We start from the raw sequence: 19436 nt of genomic DNA on the forward strand, positions 1-19436 counted from the left end.
TGCGTAAATTAGGCAGACAAAATTTATTATGCCTATGAAACGAGAAGAAACGGTAGATTACCACATCAAGAGTTCTTGGCACGCCATATCAAGAATGTATAATCAAAAGGCTGCGCAGGAGGATTTTACGGCAGCTATTGGTTATGTCTTGATCAATATCAATTCCAAGGATGGTACTCCAGCTACCAAGATAGCACCCTTGATGGGACTAGAGGCGAGGAGTCTTACGCGCATGCTCAAGACGATGGAAGAAAAAGGGCTAATTTTTAGAAAACAGGATTCCCTCGACAAAAGATCAGTAAGGATCTACCTTACAGATGAAGGCAAACGTAAGAAAGAAATTTCCGTTGGCACTATAAAGGAGTTTAACCAACAAGTAAGAGAAAAGGTCAGTGAAGAAGAATTAGAGACATTTTTTAATGTCTTTGAAAAGATTAACCAAGTGATAGAATTCAATCAATCAGAAACCATAAACCCGAATCCGTACAGCGATAAAGTGTACGAACTCTAAACCAATAAAATACAATGAAAAGAAGCATTCAAAAAGTTGCCATTTTGGGTTCAGGAGTAATGGGATCGAGAATAGCCTGTCATTTTGCCAATATTGGCGTCAAGGTACTATTGCTCGATATCGTACCTCGAGAACTGAATGAAGAAGAAGCAAAAAAAGGTCTCACGCTCGATAGCAAAGAAGTCCGCAATCGCATCGTCAATACTGCTTTGCAAAGTACCATGAAAAGCAAGCCGGCTTCACTTTATGATTCCGATCGTATTTCATTAATTACTACAGGAAACTTTGATGATGACCTACCCAAAATAAAAGATTATGACTGGGTAATGGAGGTAGTAGTGGAACGCTTGGATATCAAGCAATCACTTTTCGAAAAGGTAGAAAAGTATCGTAAACCAGGTACATTGATTACTTCCAATACCTCAGGTATTCCAATGCAGTTGATGTGTGAAGGTAGATCTGAAGATTTTCAAGCACATTTTGCAGGAACACACTTTTTCAATCCACCAAGATATCTCAGACTTTTAGAAATCATACCTGGTCCTAAAACAGATCCAGCCATTGTAGACTTCTTGATGGATTATGGTGACAGATACCTCGGCAAGGAAACGGTATTATGTAAGGATACACCCGCATTTATAGCCAATAGAATTGGGGTATATGCCATCATCTCTGGTATGCACGCCATCGAAAAAATGGGAATGGGTGTATCCGAAGTAGATAAGCTAACAGGTACTGTCATCGGCCGTGCCAAGTCAGCTACTTTCCGTACCATGGATGTAGTCGGTCTTGATACCACTGTCAATGTAGCCAATAACCTCTACAAGACCCTTGAACATGATGAGTCTAGAGACAAATTCCTCTTGCCAAACATAGTCAAGGTACTTTATGATAATAAATGGTGGGGAGACAAAACAGGTCAAGGCTATTTCAAAATGATCCGTCATAAGGATGGTAGCAAAGAACTCAAGGAACTTGACTTAAAGACTTTTGAATATAAAGATGTAGAAAAGCCCAAATTCAAGGCACTAGAAGCATCTAAGGAAATAGAAGACCTCAAAAAGCGAATAAAGTTCTTAGTCAATTTCGACGATAAGGCAGGTGAATTCTACAGAACATCTTTCTACGATTTATTTAAATATTGCTCTCACAGAATCCCAGAAATATCTGATGAAACTTACCGAATAGACCAGGCTGTATGTGCTGGATTTGGTTGGGAATTGGGACCATTTGAGACTTGGGATATTCTCGGGGTCAAAGAGACAGTTGAGAAAATGGAAACAGCTGGAGAAAAAGCTGCACCATGGGTACATGAAATGCTTGCGGCAGGGCACGATACATTTTATAAGGTAGAGGCAGGCCAAAAGAAATTCTATGATATCAATAGCAAATCCTATCAGCCGATTCCAGGCATTGATGATTTTATTATCCTAGATACACTCAAAGCAGCAGATAAGAAAATATGGGGCAATGCAGGAGCTACCATCTATGACATGGGTGATGATGTGATAGGTCTGGAATTCCATACCAAGATGAACTCCCTAGGCCAAGAAGTGATAGAAGGAATCAATACTGCCATCACTATGGCTGAGAAATCTTACAAAGGTCTTGTTATCGGTAACGAAGGAGCCAATTTCTCAGCTGGTGCTAACCTAGCCATGCTATTCATGTTTGCCGGAGATCAGGAATATGATGAGATCAATCTGATGATCGCTGGCTTCCAAAATACCATGATGCGTGCCAGATACTCTTCAGTGCCTGTAGTAGTAGCCCCTCACAATATGGCTTTGGGTGGTGGATGTGAACTTTCACTTCATGCAGATGCAGTGCAAGCACATGCAGAATTGTACATGGGCTTAGTAGAATTTGGCGTAGGCTTGATTCCTGCTGGAGGAGGTACCAAAGAGATGACATTAAGATTCTCTGATCAGATCAAAGAAGGTGATGTAGAATTGAATAGACTACAGGAATACTTCATGAATATCGCCACGGCTAAAGTGTCCATGTCAGCAGCAGAGGCTTATGGATTGGGCTACTTGCAGGACAAAGATGGTATCACACTTAATAGAAAACGACAACTCGCTGAGGCCAAAGCCAAAGTACTGGCCCTAAGTGAGAAAGGTTATACCCAAGCTGCACAGCGTACGGATATCAAAGTATTAGGAAAAACATCTTTAGCCTTATTCGAAGCAGGTATCACAGGAATGCAATACGGCGCATACATTTCAGATCATGATGCCAAGATTGCCAGGAAGCTAGCCTGGGTGATGTCTGGTGGAGACCTATCTGCACCAACTTTGGTAAGTGAGCAGTACCTCCTAGATCTAGAAAGAGAAGCTTTCTTGAGCTTGACAGGCGAGAAAAAGACCCTTGAGCGTATCCATAGCATATTGTTCAAAGGTAAACCCTTGAGGAATTAGAAGGGAGAGATTTGAGAAGTAAGAAACAAGCAATAAGAAAAGAAGTATAAGTACGAAGAATCAAAGTAGAGTAAATATATCTCGAATAAAACTAACCCTGAAAGGGTTAAACCTTAAGTAACCCCGGGTTACAACCCGGGGGTCAAAAGGTAACAATTCGAGTAACAACCCTGAAGGGGTTGAATCTCCACAAGTTTCAAAATTCAATTCATGTCTCATCTATTAAAACAGTTCTCTAAATTCTTATCTCTTATTTCTCAAAAAATAACACAACAAACCTGAAATAAACATTAACCTCAATAGAAACATAAAAATGGAAGCATATATAGTAAATGGATATAGATCGGCGGTAGGGAAGGCCAAAAAAGGGGGCTTTCGATTTTATCGCCCAGATGATTTGGCCTCGGATGTCATCAAACATTTGGTAGCACAGACTCCAGGACTCGAAGCAAAAATGGTCGATGACCTGATCGTCGGCAATGCCATCCCCGAAGCCGAGCAAGGCATGCAAATGGGAAGGATGATTTCACTCTTGGCCTTAGGTATAGATAATCCGGGATTTATCATCAATAGATACTGTGGATCTGGACTCGAAGCCATTGCTTTAGCGGTGGGAAAGATCAAAGCTGGAATGGCTGATTGTATCATTGCTGGAGGTACAGAGTCCATGTCTCTCTTGCCAATGATGGGCTACAAGACTGCACTCAACTGGAAGATTGCCTCTGAGACCCCTGATTATTACCTCAGCATGGGTCTTACCGCAGAGGAGCTTGCCAAAGATTATGACATCACTAGAGAGCAGGCAGATGAATTCTCGGTTCGCTCACATGATAGAGCTTTGGCAGCGATAGCAGCTGGCAAGTTCAAAGATGAGATCGTCCCTGTGGAAGTAGAAGAAACTTACTTAGACGAAAAGGGTAAGAGAAAGACTAGAAAATATGTAGTCGATACCGATGAAGGTCCAAGAAAAGGAACTTCTCTAGAAGGACTTGCCAATCTGAGAGCAGCATTCAAGCAAGGAGGACAAGTGACAGCAGGTAATTCTTCTCAGACCTCTGATGGAGCGGCATTTGTGGTTGTGATGTCAGAGCGCTTGGTGAAGGAATTGAACCTTGAACCGATCGCGAGGATGATGTCTTATTCCGTAGCAGGTGTAGAGCCAAGGATTATGGGTATAGGTCCCAAGGAAGCTGTGCCAAAAGCATTGAAACAAGCCGGATTGACCTTAGATAAGATAGATTTGATCGAATTGAACGAGGCATTTGCTGCTCAAGGACTTGCTGTAATGAAATCCTTGGACATGAATCCAGATATCGTCAATGTCAACGGTGGAGCCATTGCGCTCGGTCATCCACTAGGCTGTACCGGAGCCAAGCTCTCAGTCCAACTCTTCAACGAGTTGCGCAGACAAAACAAAAAATACGGCATGGTCACCGCCTGTGTAGGAGGAGGACAAGGTGTAGCGGGAGTGTTTGAGCTATTAAAGTAGATTGAAGACATTAGACGTAAGTTGTAAGATTGGTTTATTTATAATTCTTACGTTCATTCAATATGCCAGATTACAGTTGATCTGATTAGTAGATTATAACCTTTTAAGAACATCTAAAATTTTATCCTATGCACAACTATAAAGAATTGAATGTGTGGAAAAGAGCTATCAAATTGGCAGTTCAAGTTTATAAGGTTTCTCGACTTTTTCCTGCAGAAGAAAGATTTGGTCTTATTTCCCAAATCAGAAGAAGTGCTGTTTCTGTTCCTTCAAATATTGCTGAAGGAGCAGGAAGAAGAACAGATGGTGAGTTTGCAAATTTCTTAGGGATCGCTCACGGATCAATTTGTGAATTGGAAATGCAATTGTATGTAGCTTTTGAACTTGAATATGTTGAAAATGAATTATTCCATGAAGTAACTACCGAGCTAACTGAAATTCAGAAAATGCTTTACGCTTTAATCACAAAATTTGAAAAAAAGTAATGACTTGTTCGTAGGTCTATGGCTTGTCTTATGTCTTACGTCTTGAATCTAAAGTCTCTAATTATGAATACAATAACAAAAAAATCAATCAACGGGGGTGAGTTTCTGATCAAGGAAACTGAAGCCCAGGACATTTTCATCTTTGAAGAGTTCACTGAAGAACAAAAGATGATGGCGCAGGCTTGTCAGGATTTTATCGATACAGAGATCACTCCAAATATCGAAGAGATCGACAGCATGAAAAATCCAGATATCATTCCTGCTATCTTTAAGAAAGCAGGAGAACTGGGTTTGTTGGGAATTTCTGTTCCTGAGCAGTACGGAGGAATGGGCATGAGTTTCAATACCTCCATGCTGATAGCAGATATCGTGGGCTCGGCTGGATCTTTTTCTACTACCTATGGTGCGCATACTGGTATCGGGACTTTGCCGATTTTGTACTATGGTACAGAAGAGCAGAAGGCGAAGTATCTACCTAAACTTGCAACAGGTGAGTGGGCAGCCTGCTATTGTTTGACTGAGCCAGATGCTGGTTCAGATGCCAATAGTGGCAAGACCAAAGCTACTTTGACAGCAGATGGAAAACATTATCTGATCAATGGTCAGAAAATGTGGATTTCGAATGCGGGATTTGCAGATATCTTCATTGTTTTTGCCAAGATAGAGGATGACAAGAATCTGACTGCCTTTGTGGTAGAAAAAGGCTTCGGTGGGATCACCATGAATGAGGAGGAGAAAAAGATGGGTATCAAAGGATCCTCTACCCGTCAGGTATTCTTCAATGACTGTAAAGTTCCAGTTGAAAACATGCTTTCCGACAGAGGCAATGGCTTCAAGATCGCTGTGAATATATTGAATATCGGTAGGATCAAGTTAGGAGCAGGTATTTTGAATGGAGCGAGAGAAGTTATATCTCAGGCAATCAAATACTCTACAGAAAGAAAGCAATTTGGCGTGAGCATCAATACTTTTGGAGCGATCAAATCCAAATTGGCAGAGATGGCGACAAGAACTTATGTTTCTGAATCATTGACTTATAGAGCTGGTCAGGATATCGAAGACAGAATCAATGCGTTGATTGCTGAGGGGATGGATGATACACAAGCCAAGCTCAAAGGAGTGGAGGAATTTGCCATAGAATGTGCGATTTCCAAGGTACATGGATCAGAAGTTCTGGATTATGTAGTAGATCAAGGCGTACAGGTCTATGGAGGTATGGGCTACTCAGCGGATGCTCCTATGGAGCGTGCCTACAGAGATGCGAGGATCGTGAGGATCTATGAAGGAACCAATGAAATCAACCGCATGCTGATGGTCGGTATGGTCCTCAAGAGAGCCATGAAGGGAGAGATCAACCTCTTCGAGCCAGCTATGGCGGTGTCTAAGGAGCTGACATCCGTACCAAGTTTTGACACCATCGACACTTCGGAGCTATTTGCTGCTGAAAAGGAGGTGATCAAGAAATTGAAAAAGGTCTTCTTGATGGTAGGTGGTAAGGCAGCGATGGCATTGCAAGACAAGATCGAATCAGAACAAGAGATCATGATGAACTTGGCCGATGTAATGATCGAAATCTATGCAGCCGAGTCAACTATCCTGAGAACAGAGAAGCTTGTGAGTATCCAAGGAGAAGCAGCCTGTGCACATCAGATAGCGATGACGCAAGTGTACCTTGCTTCGGCAGTAGATAGAATCAATGCTGCGGCCAAGGAAGCGATCGGTTCATTCACCAAAGGAGATGAGCAGAAAGTTATGCTGATGGGCTTGAAGCGCTTCACCAAGATGGATCTCGTAGATACCAAGACCCTGAGAAGACAGATAGCAGATTATATGATAGAGAAGGGTAAGTATCCTTTTTCTTAAGTAAGTGGTTTTGCCACAAAGGCACGAAGGCACAAGGAATAAGTTGGCTATAGAAAAGCCCCTGAGCAATTGGGGGCTTTTTTTTGGCAATGTCACTAGGGATGTATGACCTTTGGGGTTTCCAAGAACCCCGAAGGTCTTTACCCATTGGACAATTGTTCATTTATCAAAAAAGCCTCGGGTCAACCTGAGGCTTTTTATTTCGAGAAAGTGAAAGGTGGAGAGCGAAAGTATTATCATATAGATAGGCCGATCCGGGAAAAGATACTTCCTGAGGTGTTGAGTGAGGAAGAGGTTTCACAGATTTTAAAGAGCACGACAAACTTAAAGCACAAAGCTATCTTGATGACTATTTATTCGGCTGGATTGAGAATTAGCGAACTGATAAACCTAAAAATCAAAGATATTGATTCGGAAAGAATTCAAATTAGAGTTGAGAGTGCAAAAAGCAATAAGGATAGATATACTTTGCTTTCACCAAAAACACTTGAAGTTCTAAGAGCCTATGTAAAAAAAGAAAGACCATATCATTTTTTATTTGAGGGTTTTGGAAGTACAAAAGAAACACCAATAGTTTATGGGAAGAGGAGTGTACAGAATATTCTAAAATCTGCAGTAGAAAAAGTTGGGATTAAGAAAAAAGTGACTGTTCATACTTAAGGCATTCCTTTGCAACCCATTTATTGGAACAAGGAACGGATCTCAGGTATATTCAAAGTTTATTAGGTCATGAAAGTCCCAAGACCACACAGATTTATACTCATGTCACTACTAAAGGATTTGCACAAATAAAAAGCCCATTGGACAAATTGGAAATATAAAAGGTTAGTTTTACCTTTAGATAATTCGGGTATAAGCGCCGTTATGGCGTCTACCACGCCGATTTGGAATGCTTCACGCCATAGTGGCGTGAAGAAATTCGTTGTGGTGCAGGATAAAATGACCACCGATTTAAAAAATTCGTATTTTTAAGAAAGACTAAAAAAAATGGAAACTATTAGAGTTGATATATTGAATCCTAAGGCCAAAGCCCTTTTGAAAGATTTGGCAAATTTGGATTTGATAAGGATTAAGAAAGACAAATCTGAGAATGCTTTTTCTGAAGTATTGAAGAAATTCAGGAGTAAGTCAGATGAAGCCCCAAGTTTAGAAGAAATTACTAAAGAGGTTGAAGCAGTTCGCAAAGCCCGGTATGAAAAATAGAAGGGTAATTCTAGATACTAATCTGTGGATAAGTTTTTTGATCTCCAAAAGACAAAAGGAATTGGATGTCCTTCTTGAATCTGGGGCAGTAACACTGATTTTTTCGCAAGAATTGCTTGAAGAGTTCTTAGAGGTCTCAGAAAGGGCCAAATTCAAAAGATTTTTTAAAAAATCAGATATCAAAACACTTCTGACCCAAATTGAAACTTTTGGAGAATTAATAAGGGTGGAATCAAAAATCAATGAATGCAGGGATCCAAAAGATAATTTCTTATTGAGTCTTTCGGTGGATGGTAAAGCAGATTTTTTAGTAACAGGAGATTCTGACTTATTAGTATTAGGGAAGATAGAGAAGACAAAAATAGTTTCTTGGGCTGAATTCATTTCTAAAGAATAAATAATCACAGCCTGTCCCGCTTAAACGGGAACATCACAACATCACCTTGGAAGACAGCGAGCGGTTCAGAGTAAATAGAAAGTTTCCTATCTTTAAGAAGTTAGGAGTAGGCTGGAAGAGAACGGCTCCGAATGCCCGCCGTCTCCAATCTGAATCCCGTTATAGCACATTTGAGAAAACCCGACAGGATGTTAAATAGAATTAAGTACACATCAAAAATACTTGCAACAAATTGGGTTCATTTTGTGGGTTTTTATGTGACCACATATTTAAGTCTGATATTTTTCAAACTAATTGGACTTGAAGGTTCTGAAAATGAAGATTGGACGGTAGTTCTGTTTTTAAGTCTATTAACAATTCCACTTTTGTTTTTCGTATATGGATTAAAGATTATTGGTGGCTTTCTTGCTGCCATTATTATTCTTGACATAGTAGGCTTTAACTTAAAAACTGACAGAATTAGACTGATTTTATTCCTCGAATGGCTATTAATAATACCACCTTTTATCAATTGGGCATTTGAGTATGAATATTGGCTTTGGATAACTTTAAGCATTTCATTCTTTATAACACAGTTATTCAGAGAAAAGAAAATTACCAAAATAATTAACCGCAATCTTGCCACAAGTGCACACGCAAATGAAAAATAAGCTAAAAATAGCGACAGGACTTCTTTCAATTGGACTTTTAGCGACTTTAATTCCCAATCATGAAAAAATCAGATTCCCCCATCCTAGTCCGAGAAACTTTTGATCTGTCAATTGAGCTGCTTTGGTCATACCTGACCGAGCGTGAATTGATGGTTCAGTGGTATTTCGAAAACATACCAGAATTTCAGGCAGTGCTTGGATTTGAGACTGAGTTTGTGGTTGAAAACGAAGAGAGGGTTTTTCCACATTGTTGGAAGGTCATAGCAGTAACACCACTTAGGAAAATCTCCTATAACTGGAAATACAAAGGTTATGCAGGTGACTCCAATGTAACTTTTGAATTGAGAGATTTGGGAGGCAAGACCGAGTTGAGCTTGACACATGAAGTGCTAGAAGACTTTAATGATGAGATTCCTGAGTTTAGCATAGCAAGTTGCCAGGCAGGCTGGACGTATTTTATCAAAGAAAGCTTAAAGAGGCTGGTAGATCAAAAAGCTGGTAAGGAGTAGGTTTTTTAACTATCAATTAATCAAACATATAAAAAAAGGGATCCTGTTAAGAACCCCTTTAAAATGAACTTTGTATGATGTGATTACTCTGCTTTGAAGACGATTTTCCCACCCACTACGGTCATCATGACTTTGGTGTTGAGAATTTCGTTTTCTGGTATCTCCATGATATTTTGGTCAAAAACGGTGAAATCAGCTGCTTTACCTACTTTGATAGAACCCTTGAAGTCTTCTTCAAATTCTGCATAAGCACCTGCCAAGGTATAGGATTTCAAAGCCTGATCTCTGGTTAGTTTTTGATCTGGTTCGTAGCCTCCTTCAGGTGTCATTTTCAGTGTTTTTCTGGAAACAGAAGCGTAAAAAGATGGTAGCGCATCCACTGGTTCTACGGGAGCATCAGTTCCATTGGAGATCACGGCACCTGAGCCAAGTAGCTTTTGCCACACATATGCTCCGTCTTTGATTCGCTTGGCACCCAGTCTTCCTATCGCCCAAGGTCTATCCGAACTCAAGTGAATCGCCTGAATCGCCGCAATCACACCCAGTTCCCCAAATCTGCTGATATCGTCTGGATGAAGGTGCTGTGCATGTTCTACACGGAATCTGTGATCAGTCACTTCAGGGTATTTGGCAAAAGCTGCCTCATACCTATCCAATACTTCTCTGTTGGTTCTGTCTCCGATTGCGTGGGAATTTACTTGAAAACCGAGTTGGAGGCCTTTTTCAGCGACTGTACTTACCCTCTCGATTGGCATGGTTTCATGTCCTCTACTTCCAGGCTTATCCGAATAGTCTTCTAGCAGCCATGCACCCCAGGGACCAAGAGCCCCATCCATATTGAGTTTGATAGAACGTACTGTGACCATGTGATCTGGGTCAATCTTTGGTCCTTTGACATACCATGCTTCAAGTAGCTCAGGAATACGGCTGGAGAGCATCACATACATTCTAGCGGTCAGCCTCCCTTCTTGCTGGAATTTCTCCAGCAGATCGATCAAGTCCTGATTGCCACCTGCATCATGGAAAGAGGTGATTCCCTTCGCAGCCAATTCTTCCAAAGCCAGTTCCAAAGCTTTCTCAGCTCTTTCTGGTGTGTCTTTTGGGATCAGCTTGCTAACCAATCCTGAGGCAGTTTCTACAAGTACTCCAGTTGGGTTGCCTACTTCATCTAGGATGACTTCTCCTCCTTCTACTTCTCGGATAGGCTTTTCACTTCCCAATGTGGTAATTCCAGCTAGTTCCATGGCTTTATGATTGACAAATGAAGCATGTCCGGAAGCGTGAGCTAGGTAGACGGGATTATCAGGCGTGATGGCGCTGAGCTGATCATGAGTCTGAAATCCACTGACCGTCTTATCAGGCATCTCAATCCATTTGTCTTGATGCCAGCCTCTACCTGTGATCCATTCTCCTGGCTCAGCTTTGGCAACGGCTTCAGCGACTTTCTCTACCAATTCGTCATAAGACTTGACATACATTAGATCTATGTCAAGCTTATTGTAACCAATGCCCATCAAATGAGCATGCGACTCAATCAGTCCAGGGGTCATCGTCATGCCATGCAGGTCTATGGTCTCGGTGTCTTTTCCGATGTATGCCTCTATTTCTGCTTGCGTGCCTACAGCCAAGATCATTCCATCTTTGATGGCCACTGCTTCGGCAGTTGGTTGCTCGTCTTCTACTGTATAGATGATGCCGTTGATAAATACCTTGTCAGCTGAATCTTTCTGATTTCCACAGGAAAAAAGCAGCATCAAGGAGCAAATAATGAGTAAAGGATTTTTCATAATTTATAGTGTTCTACCTCAAATCTAGGAATTTTTTGAGCGCTGTTCCAAACCATTGCTGTAAAGGATGTTTAAACATTTTGTAATCCTCGGGATTAATATGCATGTTTGGTAAATACCGCTGAAATGAAATTGATGGAAAAAAAATACGACTATATTCTGGCTGGATCAGGAATGGCAGGGCTTAGCTTACTCTATGCCATTCTGAAACATGATATGCTTCAGCAAAAGCAAATCTTGGTCGTAGACAGTGCCGACAAAACTGAAAATGACCGGACTTGGTGCTTTTGGGAAAAGCAACCTAGTCGATTTGAACATTTGGTGGCTAAGGAATGGAAGACCTTACAATTTTTCTCACCGACAGTATCTAAGACTTTCAAGATGAAAGAATACAGCTATAAGATGATACAGTCGGGAGATTTTTACAGTCATGTTCAGGATTTTGCTCGCCAATTTCCCAACGTTACATTTTTGAAAGCCAGTATTCAGGACATTGAAGATACTGGGCAAGAGGTTTTTGTACAGACAAATCAGGGTAGGTTTAGCAGCGAGTATATTTTCAACTCTACTGGCCTATGTTATCCAAAGATGAGTGAAGAAAACACACTGCTGCAACATTTTATGGGTTGGTTTATCAAGACAGAAGAACCAGTTTTTAACAGTGAGGTAGGGACATTGATGGATTTTACCCTTTCTCAGCACCATGGGACGACCTTTATGTATGTATTGCCTACTTCATCTACGAAAGCCTTGGTGGAATATACCTTGTTCTCAGAGCGGGTACTCGATAAGCATGAATACGAGAAAGAGCTGGAGAGTTATATCGAAAACAAACTTGGATTGCAAGATTATAAGATTGAGCATAGGGAGTTTGGTGTGATTCCCATGACCATGGCCAAGTTTCCAAGGACCTTGGGTTCACAGGAGCGCATCATCCATATCGGAACAGCTGGTGGACATACCAAGGCTAGTTCAGGGTATACCTTTCAGTTTGTCCAAGCCCAAGTCAGCAGGATAGTAGCTTTGCTAGCTGCGGATAAATCCCCTTTGGTGCAGCTTTCCCTCAGGGAAAAAATGTTTCAATGGTATGACATGGTCTTATTGGATGTGCTGCTACAGAAGAAAGTGGAGGGGGAGTTTTTGTTCAGTAGTCTCTTCAAAGCCAATGACCCAGAGCGGATATTAGCTTTTTTGGCCAATGAAAGTGGATTTTGGGAAGAGTTCAAAATCAGAGATAGTGTACCTTTCTGGCCATTTTTTACTTCGGGGATGAAGCAGTTGTTTTGATGTAATTAGAGTTATTTGGTCTTGATTTTTAAAATCAAAATAGCATTGACAATCAAAAGGATAGCTTTAATTTTCAATTTTCGAGATTAATTTTCTTTTTATTCATGGTAATCCTTCCATTATTTTTCTAACTTATTGACAACTAACAACCGCTAAATTTTCTAACCTATGCCTAGAGCCAAATCCAATAAAGACCGAAAAATCTTTGTGCTCGACACCTCTGTCATTTTATATGCACACAATAGCATCATGAACTTTGCAGAGCACGATGTGGTCATCCCGATTACTGTATTGGAAGAGCTCGATCAGTTTAAAAAAGGGAATGATACCAAAAACTTTGAAGCCAGGGAGTTTATCAGATTGCTCGATGACTTATCAAAGGACAATATGATTCATAACTGGACGCCACTCAATGGGAAGACCAAGGGTTTTTTCAGGGTATTGATGAACCCTGACAATAATCTCAATGCCAACGAGATCTTTGGAGAGGAGAAAAATGACCATAAAATCCTCAATGCGGCACTTCATCTCAAGCAAACAGAAAAAGGTAGAAAAGTCATCTTAGTCAGCAAAGACATCAACTTGCGACTCAAAGCTAAGTCCCTAGATATCTATGCAGAGGATTACGAGACGGGAAAGATCAAAAATATCAACGAACTAGAGAATACTGGTAAGTTTATCATTGAAAATGTAGATGTAGATGCAATCAACCAGCTATATGAGTCCCATGCTATAGATGCTAAGCTGGTTTTTGGTAGGAAGAAGGTCAAGTCCAACGGCTATTTTATCCTCAAGAATGAAAAGAACTCTGTTTTGGCCTATTTCAGCGCCGAAGACAATAGACTGGAAAGGGTAGATAAGCAACTGGCATATAATGTCAAGCCAAAAAATGCAGAGCAGACCTTTGCCATGCATGCAATTTTAAATCCTAGGGTCAAGCTGGTGACGATTCAAGGGGTAGCGGGTACGGGCAAGACGCTTTTGGCTTTGGCAGGAGCATTGGAGCAGCGTAGAGATTTCAAGCAAGTGTACCTGGCTCGACCGATCGTTCCCTTGAGCAATAAGGATATTGGATTCCTTCCAGGTGATATCAAGTCCAAACTGAACCCCTACATGGAGCCACTTTGGGATAACCTAAAATTTATCCAAAATCAATTCAAGGAATCAGACAAGGAATATCAAAAAATCACAGAACTCGTCAATCAAGAAAAGTTGGTAATCCAGCCCTTAGCATATATCAGGGGTAGGTCGCTTTCCAATATTTTCTTTATCGTAGATGAAGCCCAAAACCTCACCCCGCATGAAGTGAAGACCATCATTACTAGGGCGGGAGAGAATACCAAAATTATTTTCACGGGGGATGTTTTCCAGATTGATACACCTTACTTAGATTCTCAAAGTAATGGACTCTCCTACTTGATCGACCGGGTCAAGGATCACCCCCTCTATGCGCATATCAAATTAGAAAAAGGAGAGCGCTCAGAACTGGCTAACCTGGCCAATGAACTGCTATAAAAAATTTGAGATTAGTGAAAGCTAAAGAAATAGACCGACTAAAAACTGTACTTTCTTACAATATTTTAGATACTCCAGCAGAGGAAGACTTAGATAAAATAGCTGAACTGATTGCTATGGTATGCGAGGTACCTATAGCAATCATTTCTATCATAGATGATAGAAGACAATGGTACAAAGCTAAAGTAGGGGTAGACAATGATGAAGTTCCGGTAGAGGATAGTTTCTGTCAATTTACCCTGATTGAAGATAGGTTTTTGGAAATCACCGCTGTGCAGGATGATGAAAGGGTCAAAGGTAAACCCGCTGCTCAAGGCGTAGATGGGCTGAAGTTTTATGCAGGAGTTCCCCTCAAAGCTCCAGATGGACATAATATTGGAACTGCTTGTGTTGCAAGTTCCAAACCGCATAAGCTCACGGAAAAGCAAAAAAAAGCCTTTGAGCTTTTGGCAGATCAGGCAATGACATTGATTGATGCAAAACGCTCCAATCAGATCCTTGGAGATGAGCTCAAAACTATCTTAGATCGCCAAAAAAGCATTCTCAAAAAAAGTATCAAGCAAAAAGAAAGTGAGTTCAATGCTTTGATTCAAGCAATAAGTCTTTCAAATGCTTTGGTACAATTCAATCCTGACGGGACAATTTTTGAGGCAAATCAAATTTTTGCTTCTTATTTGGGGTTTACATCAGAAGAGCTAAGAGGGATTCATCACGATGAACTTCTCTTCGAAGAGGATAGAAAAAACAACAAGGCCTTTTGGGAGAGTCTTAATCAAGGTAATTTCAAGTCAGGTCAGATGAAGAGGAAGCACAGATCTGGTAAAGAAATCTGGCTTTTGGCCACTTACAATCCCATTTTGGATAGTGAAGGAAAGGTTTTTAAAATCATCAAAATAGCGCAAGAAATCACCAGTTCAATTGAAAGCCGTAAGGCACTCCAAAAAGCAAAAGATGATGCGATTCAGCTCAATATTCAGAAGGATAACTTCCTAGCCAATGTAAGTCATGAATTGCGGACGCCTCTACATGCGATTCTAGGATTTACAAAATTGCTTTTGGAGGAGGAAACAGATACCATCAAAACAGAATATCTCAATGCTGTAAAGACAGCAGGTGACAATTTGTTATTTACAGTCAATGATATTTTAGATTTATCAAAAATCGAATCTGGTACTATTTTGATTGAGCAGCTAGAGTTTGATTTACATCAATTAATTCATGAAGTTGCTTCTTTTTTAAAGATCAAAGCTGTCCAAAAGAAAATTTCATTTACAGTAGAGATAGACGCTGAAGTTCCTAAATGGATTATAGGAGATAAAAATCGCTTAGGTCAAATCTTGATCAACTTAATAGGAAATGGGATCAAATTTACTGATAAGGGTTACGTAAAGTTGAAATTGGAAAGGGTGAGAGAAAATACTTCTCAAGTTATTCTTAAATTCCGTATACAAGATACTGGAATTGGGATTGCGCTAGAGAAGCTTTCGATGATTTTTGATAGATTTTCCCAAAGCGATGAAAAGATTTCAAGGAGATTTGGAGGTACTGGGCTGGGTTTGAATATCAGCAAGAGCCTAGTAGAGAAGATGGATGGGACCATAGAAGTCAGTAGTAAAGAAGGCCTTGGCTCAGAGTTTTCCTTTACTATCCCATTTCAAAGAGGGCAGCAGCCAATCGAAAAATCCAAAGAAGCAGCCGTATCTTTCACTCAATCCAAGCAAGTGATCAAAATTTTACTCTGCGAAGACAACGAAATCAATCAGGCCTTGGTAAAAACGCTCTTGCGTCCTGCTAATTTTGATTTGGTGATCGCTTCAAATGGTGAAGAGGGCATTCAACGTTTTCAGGAAATGGATTTTGATTTGGTATTGATGGATATACAAATGCCAATCATGGATGGTTATCAGACCACAATATACCTTAGAGAAAAGCTTCATACGCAAGTTCCCATCATCGCACTTACGGCCAACTATATGCTCAAGGAAAAACAAAAATGCCTTGAACTTGGGATGAATGACTACTTATCAAAACCTTTCAAAAAAGAAGAATTGTTTGAAAAAATATATCTTTGGGGAGATTCTGTTAATAAAAAGCAACTTATTACCAAAACTGAGGAAGATCAGGCAGCAGAGGCTTCAGTTGATCTGAATGTTTTAAAAGAATATTCCTGTGGAGATGAAGCATTTGAGCATGAAATGATGCAAATGTTTATAGGGCAAGTTGAAAAATGGAAGACAGCCATGGATAATCATATGGCCATAGCAGATTTTAAGAATATTGCTGATAGCACTCATAAGATGAAGTCTTCTTTCGGTGTGGTAGGTGCTGATACCAAAGATTTGATCAATCTGGAAGATCTCGCTGAATTAGAAGACATAGCTGGAATCGAAGCGGTTTATTCAAGGGTAATACAATACTTGAAAATTGTGATCCCTTTTTTGGAAAACAAAATGAAAAAATAAATGAAGAAGATTTTGCTGGTAGAAGACGATGAAATGTTGCTCAAATCACTGTCCTATTACCTTCAGATGAATCAGTTTGAAGTGCTACCTTATGACAATGGAGCAGATGCCTTAGCATTGTTGCATCAAGAGATTGAGGAAATAGATTTGATCATCACGGATCTTAATTTGCCATTTGCAGGTGGACAACAAATTATAGAATCTGTTCGCAAAGAAAAAAAATCAAAATTACCAGTAATCGTTCTTACAGCGTCAGGAATCGAGTCTACTGAACTTGAAATGCTTGAATTAGGTGCAGATGAATTTATTTCAAAGCCATTTAGTCCAGCTATTTTGTTGAAAAGAATACAAAAGCTGATAGGGAATTAAATGGTTGATTTTGGACAAAACTTTAATAGGCATTGTTAGAATTCTCTCAAATAAACATGTCAGAATTTGATTTAAAGTTCACCTTGATTTTAATAATCTTGGTGTTTTCGATATGCTCTATTATTTTCTTTTTGGCTACGCTGACAAAGAGAATTTTCAAAATAAAAGAGGATAAGAAAAAGAAACTTTTCCAAATTGAAATAGACAAAGTACTCTTTGGGATTATGTTTGATCAGGATGGGGGGAAGCATTTTACAGTACATGGAAAGAGTACGTTATTTAAAAAGCTCATGATCAAGTCACTTATTGGGCATCATGATAATTTTAGCGGTATATCAGCGGTGAAGATGGAGGAGTTTTTTGTGAAATCAGGCTTGGTAAATTACTCCTTGTCTAAAATCAGATCTAGATCTTGGGTAGATGTAGTCGAAGGAATGAGGGATCTCTCGTCTTTAAATTATAAAAAAGCCTATCTAGAAATACTCAAAATTTCTTTTGAGGGCAATGATATTGTTCATCAAGAAAAACTCCTCGCCAGAATTCGATTGAATGGACTTCAGGAGCTTCATGAATTCAAAAGTAGCAAAGTGTATTTCAATGATTGGACTCAAAGTAACATCATATTTGTGGTAAAAAAGCATAGAGTTCCAAATGATGACCTATTGCCTGATTTACTCTATGCGACCAATAAGTCTATCTCTTTGTTAGCCATTAGATTGATTGATTATTACCAAGACTTGAGCCAAATGGAGGCTTTGCGTGAGTTTAAAATCATTACCAAAAATAAGAAGCTTCAGGCTGAGATTGATTTTTTATTAAAAGTTAAAACACTTCCGCAAGTATGACAGGTATCAGTGGTATAGATAATTTAATTTGGGTATTCAATTACTTTATTTTGTTTTTTGCTTTTTTAGTGATGCTTTCCTATTTAATATTGGCTTACTTGAGCGCAAGGGGCTTGAGGCAATATTTGAAAAGAAATCGATTTGTAAACTACAAAGCACTACTCGCACTAGAGAATGTCCCCTCAGTAAGTCTGATAGCTCCTGCCTACAATGAGGGTAAGACAATCGTTGAAAATGTAAAATCACTGCTTGCGATCAATTACAATAACTTTGATGTCATTGTAGTCAATGATGGAAGTAAAGACAACTCCATGGAGGTTTTGATACAAAGCTTCCAACTTGTAAGGACCGAAATGACTTATGTACCTTACATACCCACCAAAAATGTACGAGGCATCTATACTTCTGCAAATCCGGCATTTTCGAAGCTCTATGTAGTGGATAAGGAAAATGGAGGGAAGGCAGATGCCTTGAATACGGGAATGAACATTTCCCAAAAGCCATATTTAGTCTGTATTGATGTAGATTGTATTATGGATAAGGATGTGCTTCTAAAGTTGGCCAAACCATATATGGAAGCCTCTGATTCTAAAGTAATCGCAACTGGTGGCGTAGTGAGAATCGCTAATTCTTGTGTGATCAAAGCAGGTAAACTGATAGATGTAAAAGCGCCAGATAACCTTATCGCAAGGGTACAAGTGATAGAATACTTGCGTGCATTTATATTAGGAAGAATGGCATGGAGTAGGCTTGATGGCCTACTTATTATCAGTGGTGCTTTTGGAATGTTTGACAGAGAGATTGCTATGAAATGTGGAGGTTATAGTACCGCTACTGTTGGGGAGGATATGGAATTGATAGTCAGGATGAGAAGGTATATGATTGATCAAGGTGAGCCTTATACTGTTCAGTATATTCCAGACCCATTGTGTTGGACTGAAGCACCAGAGAGCTTCAAGATTTTGGGCAAGCAGAGGAGTAGATGGATGCGTGGTACAATAGAGACTCTTTGGACACATCGCAAGATGATGTTCAATCCCAAGTACAAAATATTGGGACTTCTTAGCTTTCCCTATTGGTTTTTGTTTGAATATTTAGCACCACTGGTTGAGATTACTGGATTGTTGATTACCTTCATTTTGATCTATCTAAGCATAGTAAATTGGCAGTATTTTGTGTTATTTATTGCTTTGGTGTATGTTTTTGCTGTGTTTTTTTCTATGATAGCCCTTTATGCTGAGGAGTCTACTTTCAAAAGATATCATAGAATCCGCGATCTATTGAAATTAGCTTTTGTTGCATTATTAGAACCTATTTTCTTTCACCCTTTTACCGTATATGCTTCCTTGAAAGGTAATTGGGAAAAGCTTCGTGGAAATAAAGGTTGGGGTGAGATGACCCGAAAGGGCTTTGATAAGAAGACTGCCTAAGAATTAAACGAAATTTTTTAAGGAAGTCACCTGCTTTCAAGGAGTTGAGAAGCACTATTATTTAAAATATACTTCACTATTACAGCTTTTTAACTTTTCTAGTGCAACCAATTTTTTATAAAAAATAGGATTGATTTTGTATCATTTTTCGAATTGTGCTGTTCGCTATCGTACATGTTTCCTCTTTCTAAAAAATCATAACAATCTGTAATCC

General features: G+C 39.7%; 16 protein-coding genes and 1 pseudogene. 16 read left to right on the forward strand and 1 reads right to left on the reverse strand.

Features of this window, described 5'->3' with window-relative positions; genetic code table 11:
• The first annotated feature begins 34 nt into the window (after window positions 1-34).
• From BW935_RS02720 to BW935_RS02765, 10 genes and pseudogenes are all read left to right on the forward strand, one after another.
• Entirely contained in the window at window positions 35-511 is a 477-nt protein-coding gene (locus BW935_RS02720) for a MarR family winged helix-turn-helix transcriptional regulator (protein WP_076498811.1), read from the forward strand.
• Window positions 512-525: 14 nt separating this feature from the next.
• Window positions 526-2931, forward strand: a complete 2406-nt coding sequence (locus BW935_RS02725) for a 3-hydroxyacyl-CoA dehydrogenase/enoyl-CoA hydratase family protein (protein WP_076498370.1) — start codon at window positions 526-528, stop codon at window positions 2929-2931.
• Window positions 2932-3244: 313 nt separating this feature from the next.
• The gene (locus BW935_RS02730) at window positions 3245-4420 is read left to right on the forward strand and encodes an acetyl-CoA C-acyltransferase (protein WP_076498372.1); all 1176 of its coding nucleotides are present in this window, start codon (window positions 3245-3247) and stop codon (window positions 4418-4420) included.
• Window positions 4421-4548: 128 nt separating this feature from the next.
• Window positions 4549-4905, forward strand: a complete 357-nt coding sequence (locus BW935_RS02735; RefSeq protein WP_076498373.1) for a four helix bundle protein — start codon at window positions 4549-4551, stop codon at window positions 4903-4905.
• Window positions 4906-4968: 63 nt separating this feature from the next.
• A complete protein-coding gene (locus BW935_RS02740) occupies window positions 4969-6768 on the forward strand; it encodes an acyl-CoA dehydrogenase family protein (protein ID WP_076498375.1) in 1800 nt (599 codons plus the stop codon).
• A 105-nt stretch (window positions 6769-6873) separates the two neighbouring features.
• Window positions 6874-7589 (forward strand): annotated as a pseudogene (locus tag BW935_RS02745) (tyrosine-type recombinase/integrase).
• Between the two features lie 166 nt (window positions 7590-7755).
• Window positions 7756-7971, forward strand: coding sequence for a hypothetical protein (locus BW935_RS02750; protein WP_009034614.1), 216 nt, complete (start codon window positions 7756-7758; stop codon window positions 7969-7971).
• Window positions 7961-8368 carry a putative toxin-antitoxin system toxin component, PIN family gene (locus BW935_RS02755; RefSeq protein WP_076498376.1) on the forward strand — a complete coding sequence of 136 codons (408 nt, stop codon included), beginning with the start codon at window positions 7961-7963 and terminating at the stop codon, window positions 8366-8368. Before BW935_RS02750 ends, BW935_RS02755 begins: the two co-directional genes overlap by 11 nt.
• A gap of 188 nt (window positions 8369-8556) precedes the next feature.
• The gene (locus BW935_RS02760; RefSeq protein ID WP_076498378.1) at window positions 8557-9018 is read left to right on the forward strand and encodes a hypothetical protein; all 462 of its coding nucleotides are present in this window, start codon (window positions 8557-8559) and stop codon (window positions 9016-9018) included.
• Between the two features lie 59 nt (window positions 9019-9077).
• Window positions 9078-9527 (forward strand): SRPBCC family protein, encoded by a 450-nt coding sequence (locus BW935_RS02765; protein WP_076498379.1) that lies wholly within the window; start codon window positions 9078-9080, stop codon window positions 9525-9527.
• 83 nt (window positions 9528-9610) lie between these two features.
• On the opposite strand, the gene BW935_RS02770 is transcribed toward BW935_RS02765, so the two are convergent.
• A complete protein-coding gene (locus BW935_RS02770) occupies window positions 9611-11314 on the reverse strand; it encodes an amidohydrolase (protein WP_076498381.1) in 1704 nt (567 codons plus the stop codon).
• Between the two features lie 126 nt (window positions 11315-11440).
• Between BW935_RS02770 and BW935_RS02775 the strand changes: the two genes are divergently transcribed.
• The 6 genes from BW935_RS02775 (at window position 11441) to BW935_RS02800 (ending at window position 19222) form a co-directional block, all read left to right on the forward strand.
• Window positions 11441-12601 carry a lycopene cyclase family protein gene (locus BW935_RS02775; RefSeq protein WP_245802627.1) on the forward strand — a complete coding sequence of 387 codons (1161 nt, stop codon included), beginning with the start codon at window positions 11441-11443 and terminating at the stop codon, window positions 12599-12601.
• A 168-nt stretch (window positions 12602-12769) separates the two neighbouring features.
• A complete protein-coding gene (locus tag BW935_RS02780; protein ID WP_076498382.1) occupies window positions 12770-14116 on the forward strand; it encodes a PhoH family protein in 1347 nt (448 codons plus the stop codon).
• A 14-nt stretch (window positions 14117-14130) separates the two neighbouring features.
• A complete protein-coding gene (locus tag BW935_RS02785) occupies window positions 14131-16578 on the forward strand; it encodes a response regulator (protein WP_076498384.1) in 2448 nt (815 codons plus the stop codon).
• Window positions 16579-16947 (forward strand): response regulator transcription factor, encoded by a 369-nt coding sequence (locus BW935_RS02790; protein ID WP_076498385.1) that lies wholly within the window; start codon window positions 16579-16581, stop codon window positions 16945-16947. It begins immediately after the preceding gene.
• 56 nt (window positions 16948-17003) lie between these two features.
• A complete protein-coding gene (locus BW935_RS02795; protein WP_076498387.1) occupies window positions 17004-17792 on the forward strand; it encodes a hypothetical protein in 789 nt (262 codons plus the stop codon).
• Window positions 17789-19222 (forward strand): glycosyltransferase family 2 protein, encoded by a 1434-nt coding sequence (locus tag BW935_RS02800; protein WP_076498389.1) that lies wholly within the window; start codon window positions 17789-17791, stop codon window positions 19220-19222. Before BW935_RS02795 ends, BW935_RS02800 begins: the two co-directional genes overlap by 4 nt.
• The last annotated feature ends 214 nt before the right edge of the window (window positions 19223-19436 follow it).

Origin of the sequence: Belliella pelovolcani, assembly GCF_900156785.1 — a bacterium.
In the GTDB taxonomy this organism is placed as follows: domain Bacteria; phylum Bacteroidota; class Bacteroidia; order Cytophagales; family Cyclobacteriaceae; genus Belliella; species Belliella pelovolcani.

Excerpts from the sequence above, each read along its gene's own strand:
- BW935_RS02720 (WP_076498811.1), top strand. The coding sequence starts at position 35 with ATGAAACGAGAAGAAACGGTAGATTACCACATCAAGAGTTCTTGGCAC.
- BW935_RS02725 (WP_076498370.1), top strand. The coding sequence starts at position 526 with ATGAAAAGAAGCATTCAAAAAGTTGCCATTTTGGGTTCAGGAGTAATG.
- BW935_RS02730 (WP_076498372.1), top strand. The coding sequence starts at position 3,245 with ATGGAAGCATATATAGTAAATGGATATAGATCGGCGGTAGGGAAGGCC.
- BW935_RS02735 (WP_076498373.1), top strand. The coding sequence starts at position 4,549 with ATGCACAACTATAAAGAATTGAATGTGTGGAAAAGAGCTATCAAATTG.
- BW935_RS02740 (WP_076498375.1), top strand. The coding sequence starts at position 4,969 with ATGAATACAATAACAAAAAAATCAATCAACGGGGGTGAGTTTCTGATC.
- BW935_RS02750 (WP_009034614.1), top strand. The coding sequence starts at position 7,756 with ATGGAAACTATTAGAGTTGATATATTGAATCCTAAGGCCAAAGCCCTT.
- BW935_RS02755 (WP_076498376.1), top strand. The coding sequence starts at position 7,961 with ATGAAAAATAGAAGGGTAATTCTAGATACTAATCTGTGGATAAGTTTT.
- BW935_RS02760 (WP_076498378.1), top strand. The coding sequence starts at position 8,557 with ATGTTAAATAGAATTAAGTACACATCAAAAATACTTGCAACAAATTGG.
- BW935_RS02765 (WP_076498379.1), top strand. The coding sequence starts at position 9,078 with ATGAAAAAATCAGATTCCCCCATCCTAGTCCGAGAAACTTTTGATCTG.
- BW935_RS02770 (WP_076498381.1), bottom strand. The coding sequence starts at position 11,314 with ATGAAAAATCCTTTACTCATTATTTGCTCCTTGATGCTGCTTTTTTCC.
- BW935_RS02775 (WP_245802627.1), top strand. The coding sequence starts at position 11,441 with ATGAAATTGATGGAAAAAAAATACGACTATATTCTGGCTGGATCAGGA.
- BW935_RS02780 (WP_076498382.1), top strand. The coding sequence starts at position 12,770 with ATGCCTAGAGCCAAATCCAATAAAGACCGAAAAATCTTTGTGCTCGAC.
- BW935_RS02790 (WP_076498385.1), top strand. The coding sequence starts at position 16,579 with ATGAAGAAGATTTTGCTGGTAGAAGACGATGAAATGTTGCTCAAATCA.
- BW935_RS02795 (WP_076498387.1), top strand. The coding sequence starts at position 17,004 with ATGTCAGAATTTGATTTAAAGTTCACCTTGATTTTAATAATCTTGGTG.
- BW935_RS02800 (WP_076498389.1), top strand. The coding sequence starts at position 17,789 with ATGACAGGTATCAGTGGTATAGATAATTTAATTTGGGTATTCAATTAC.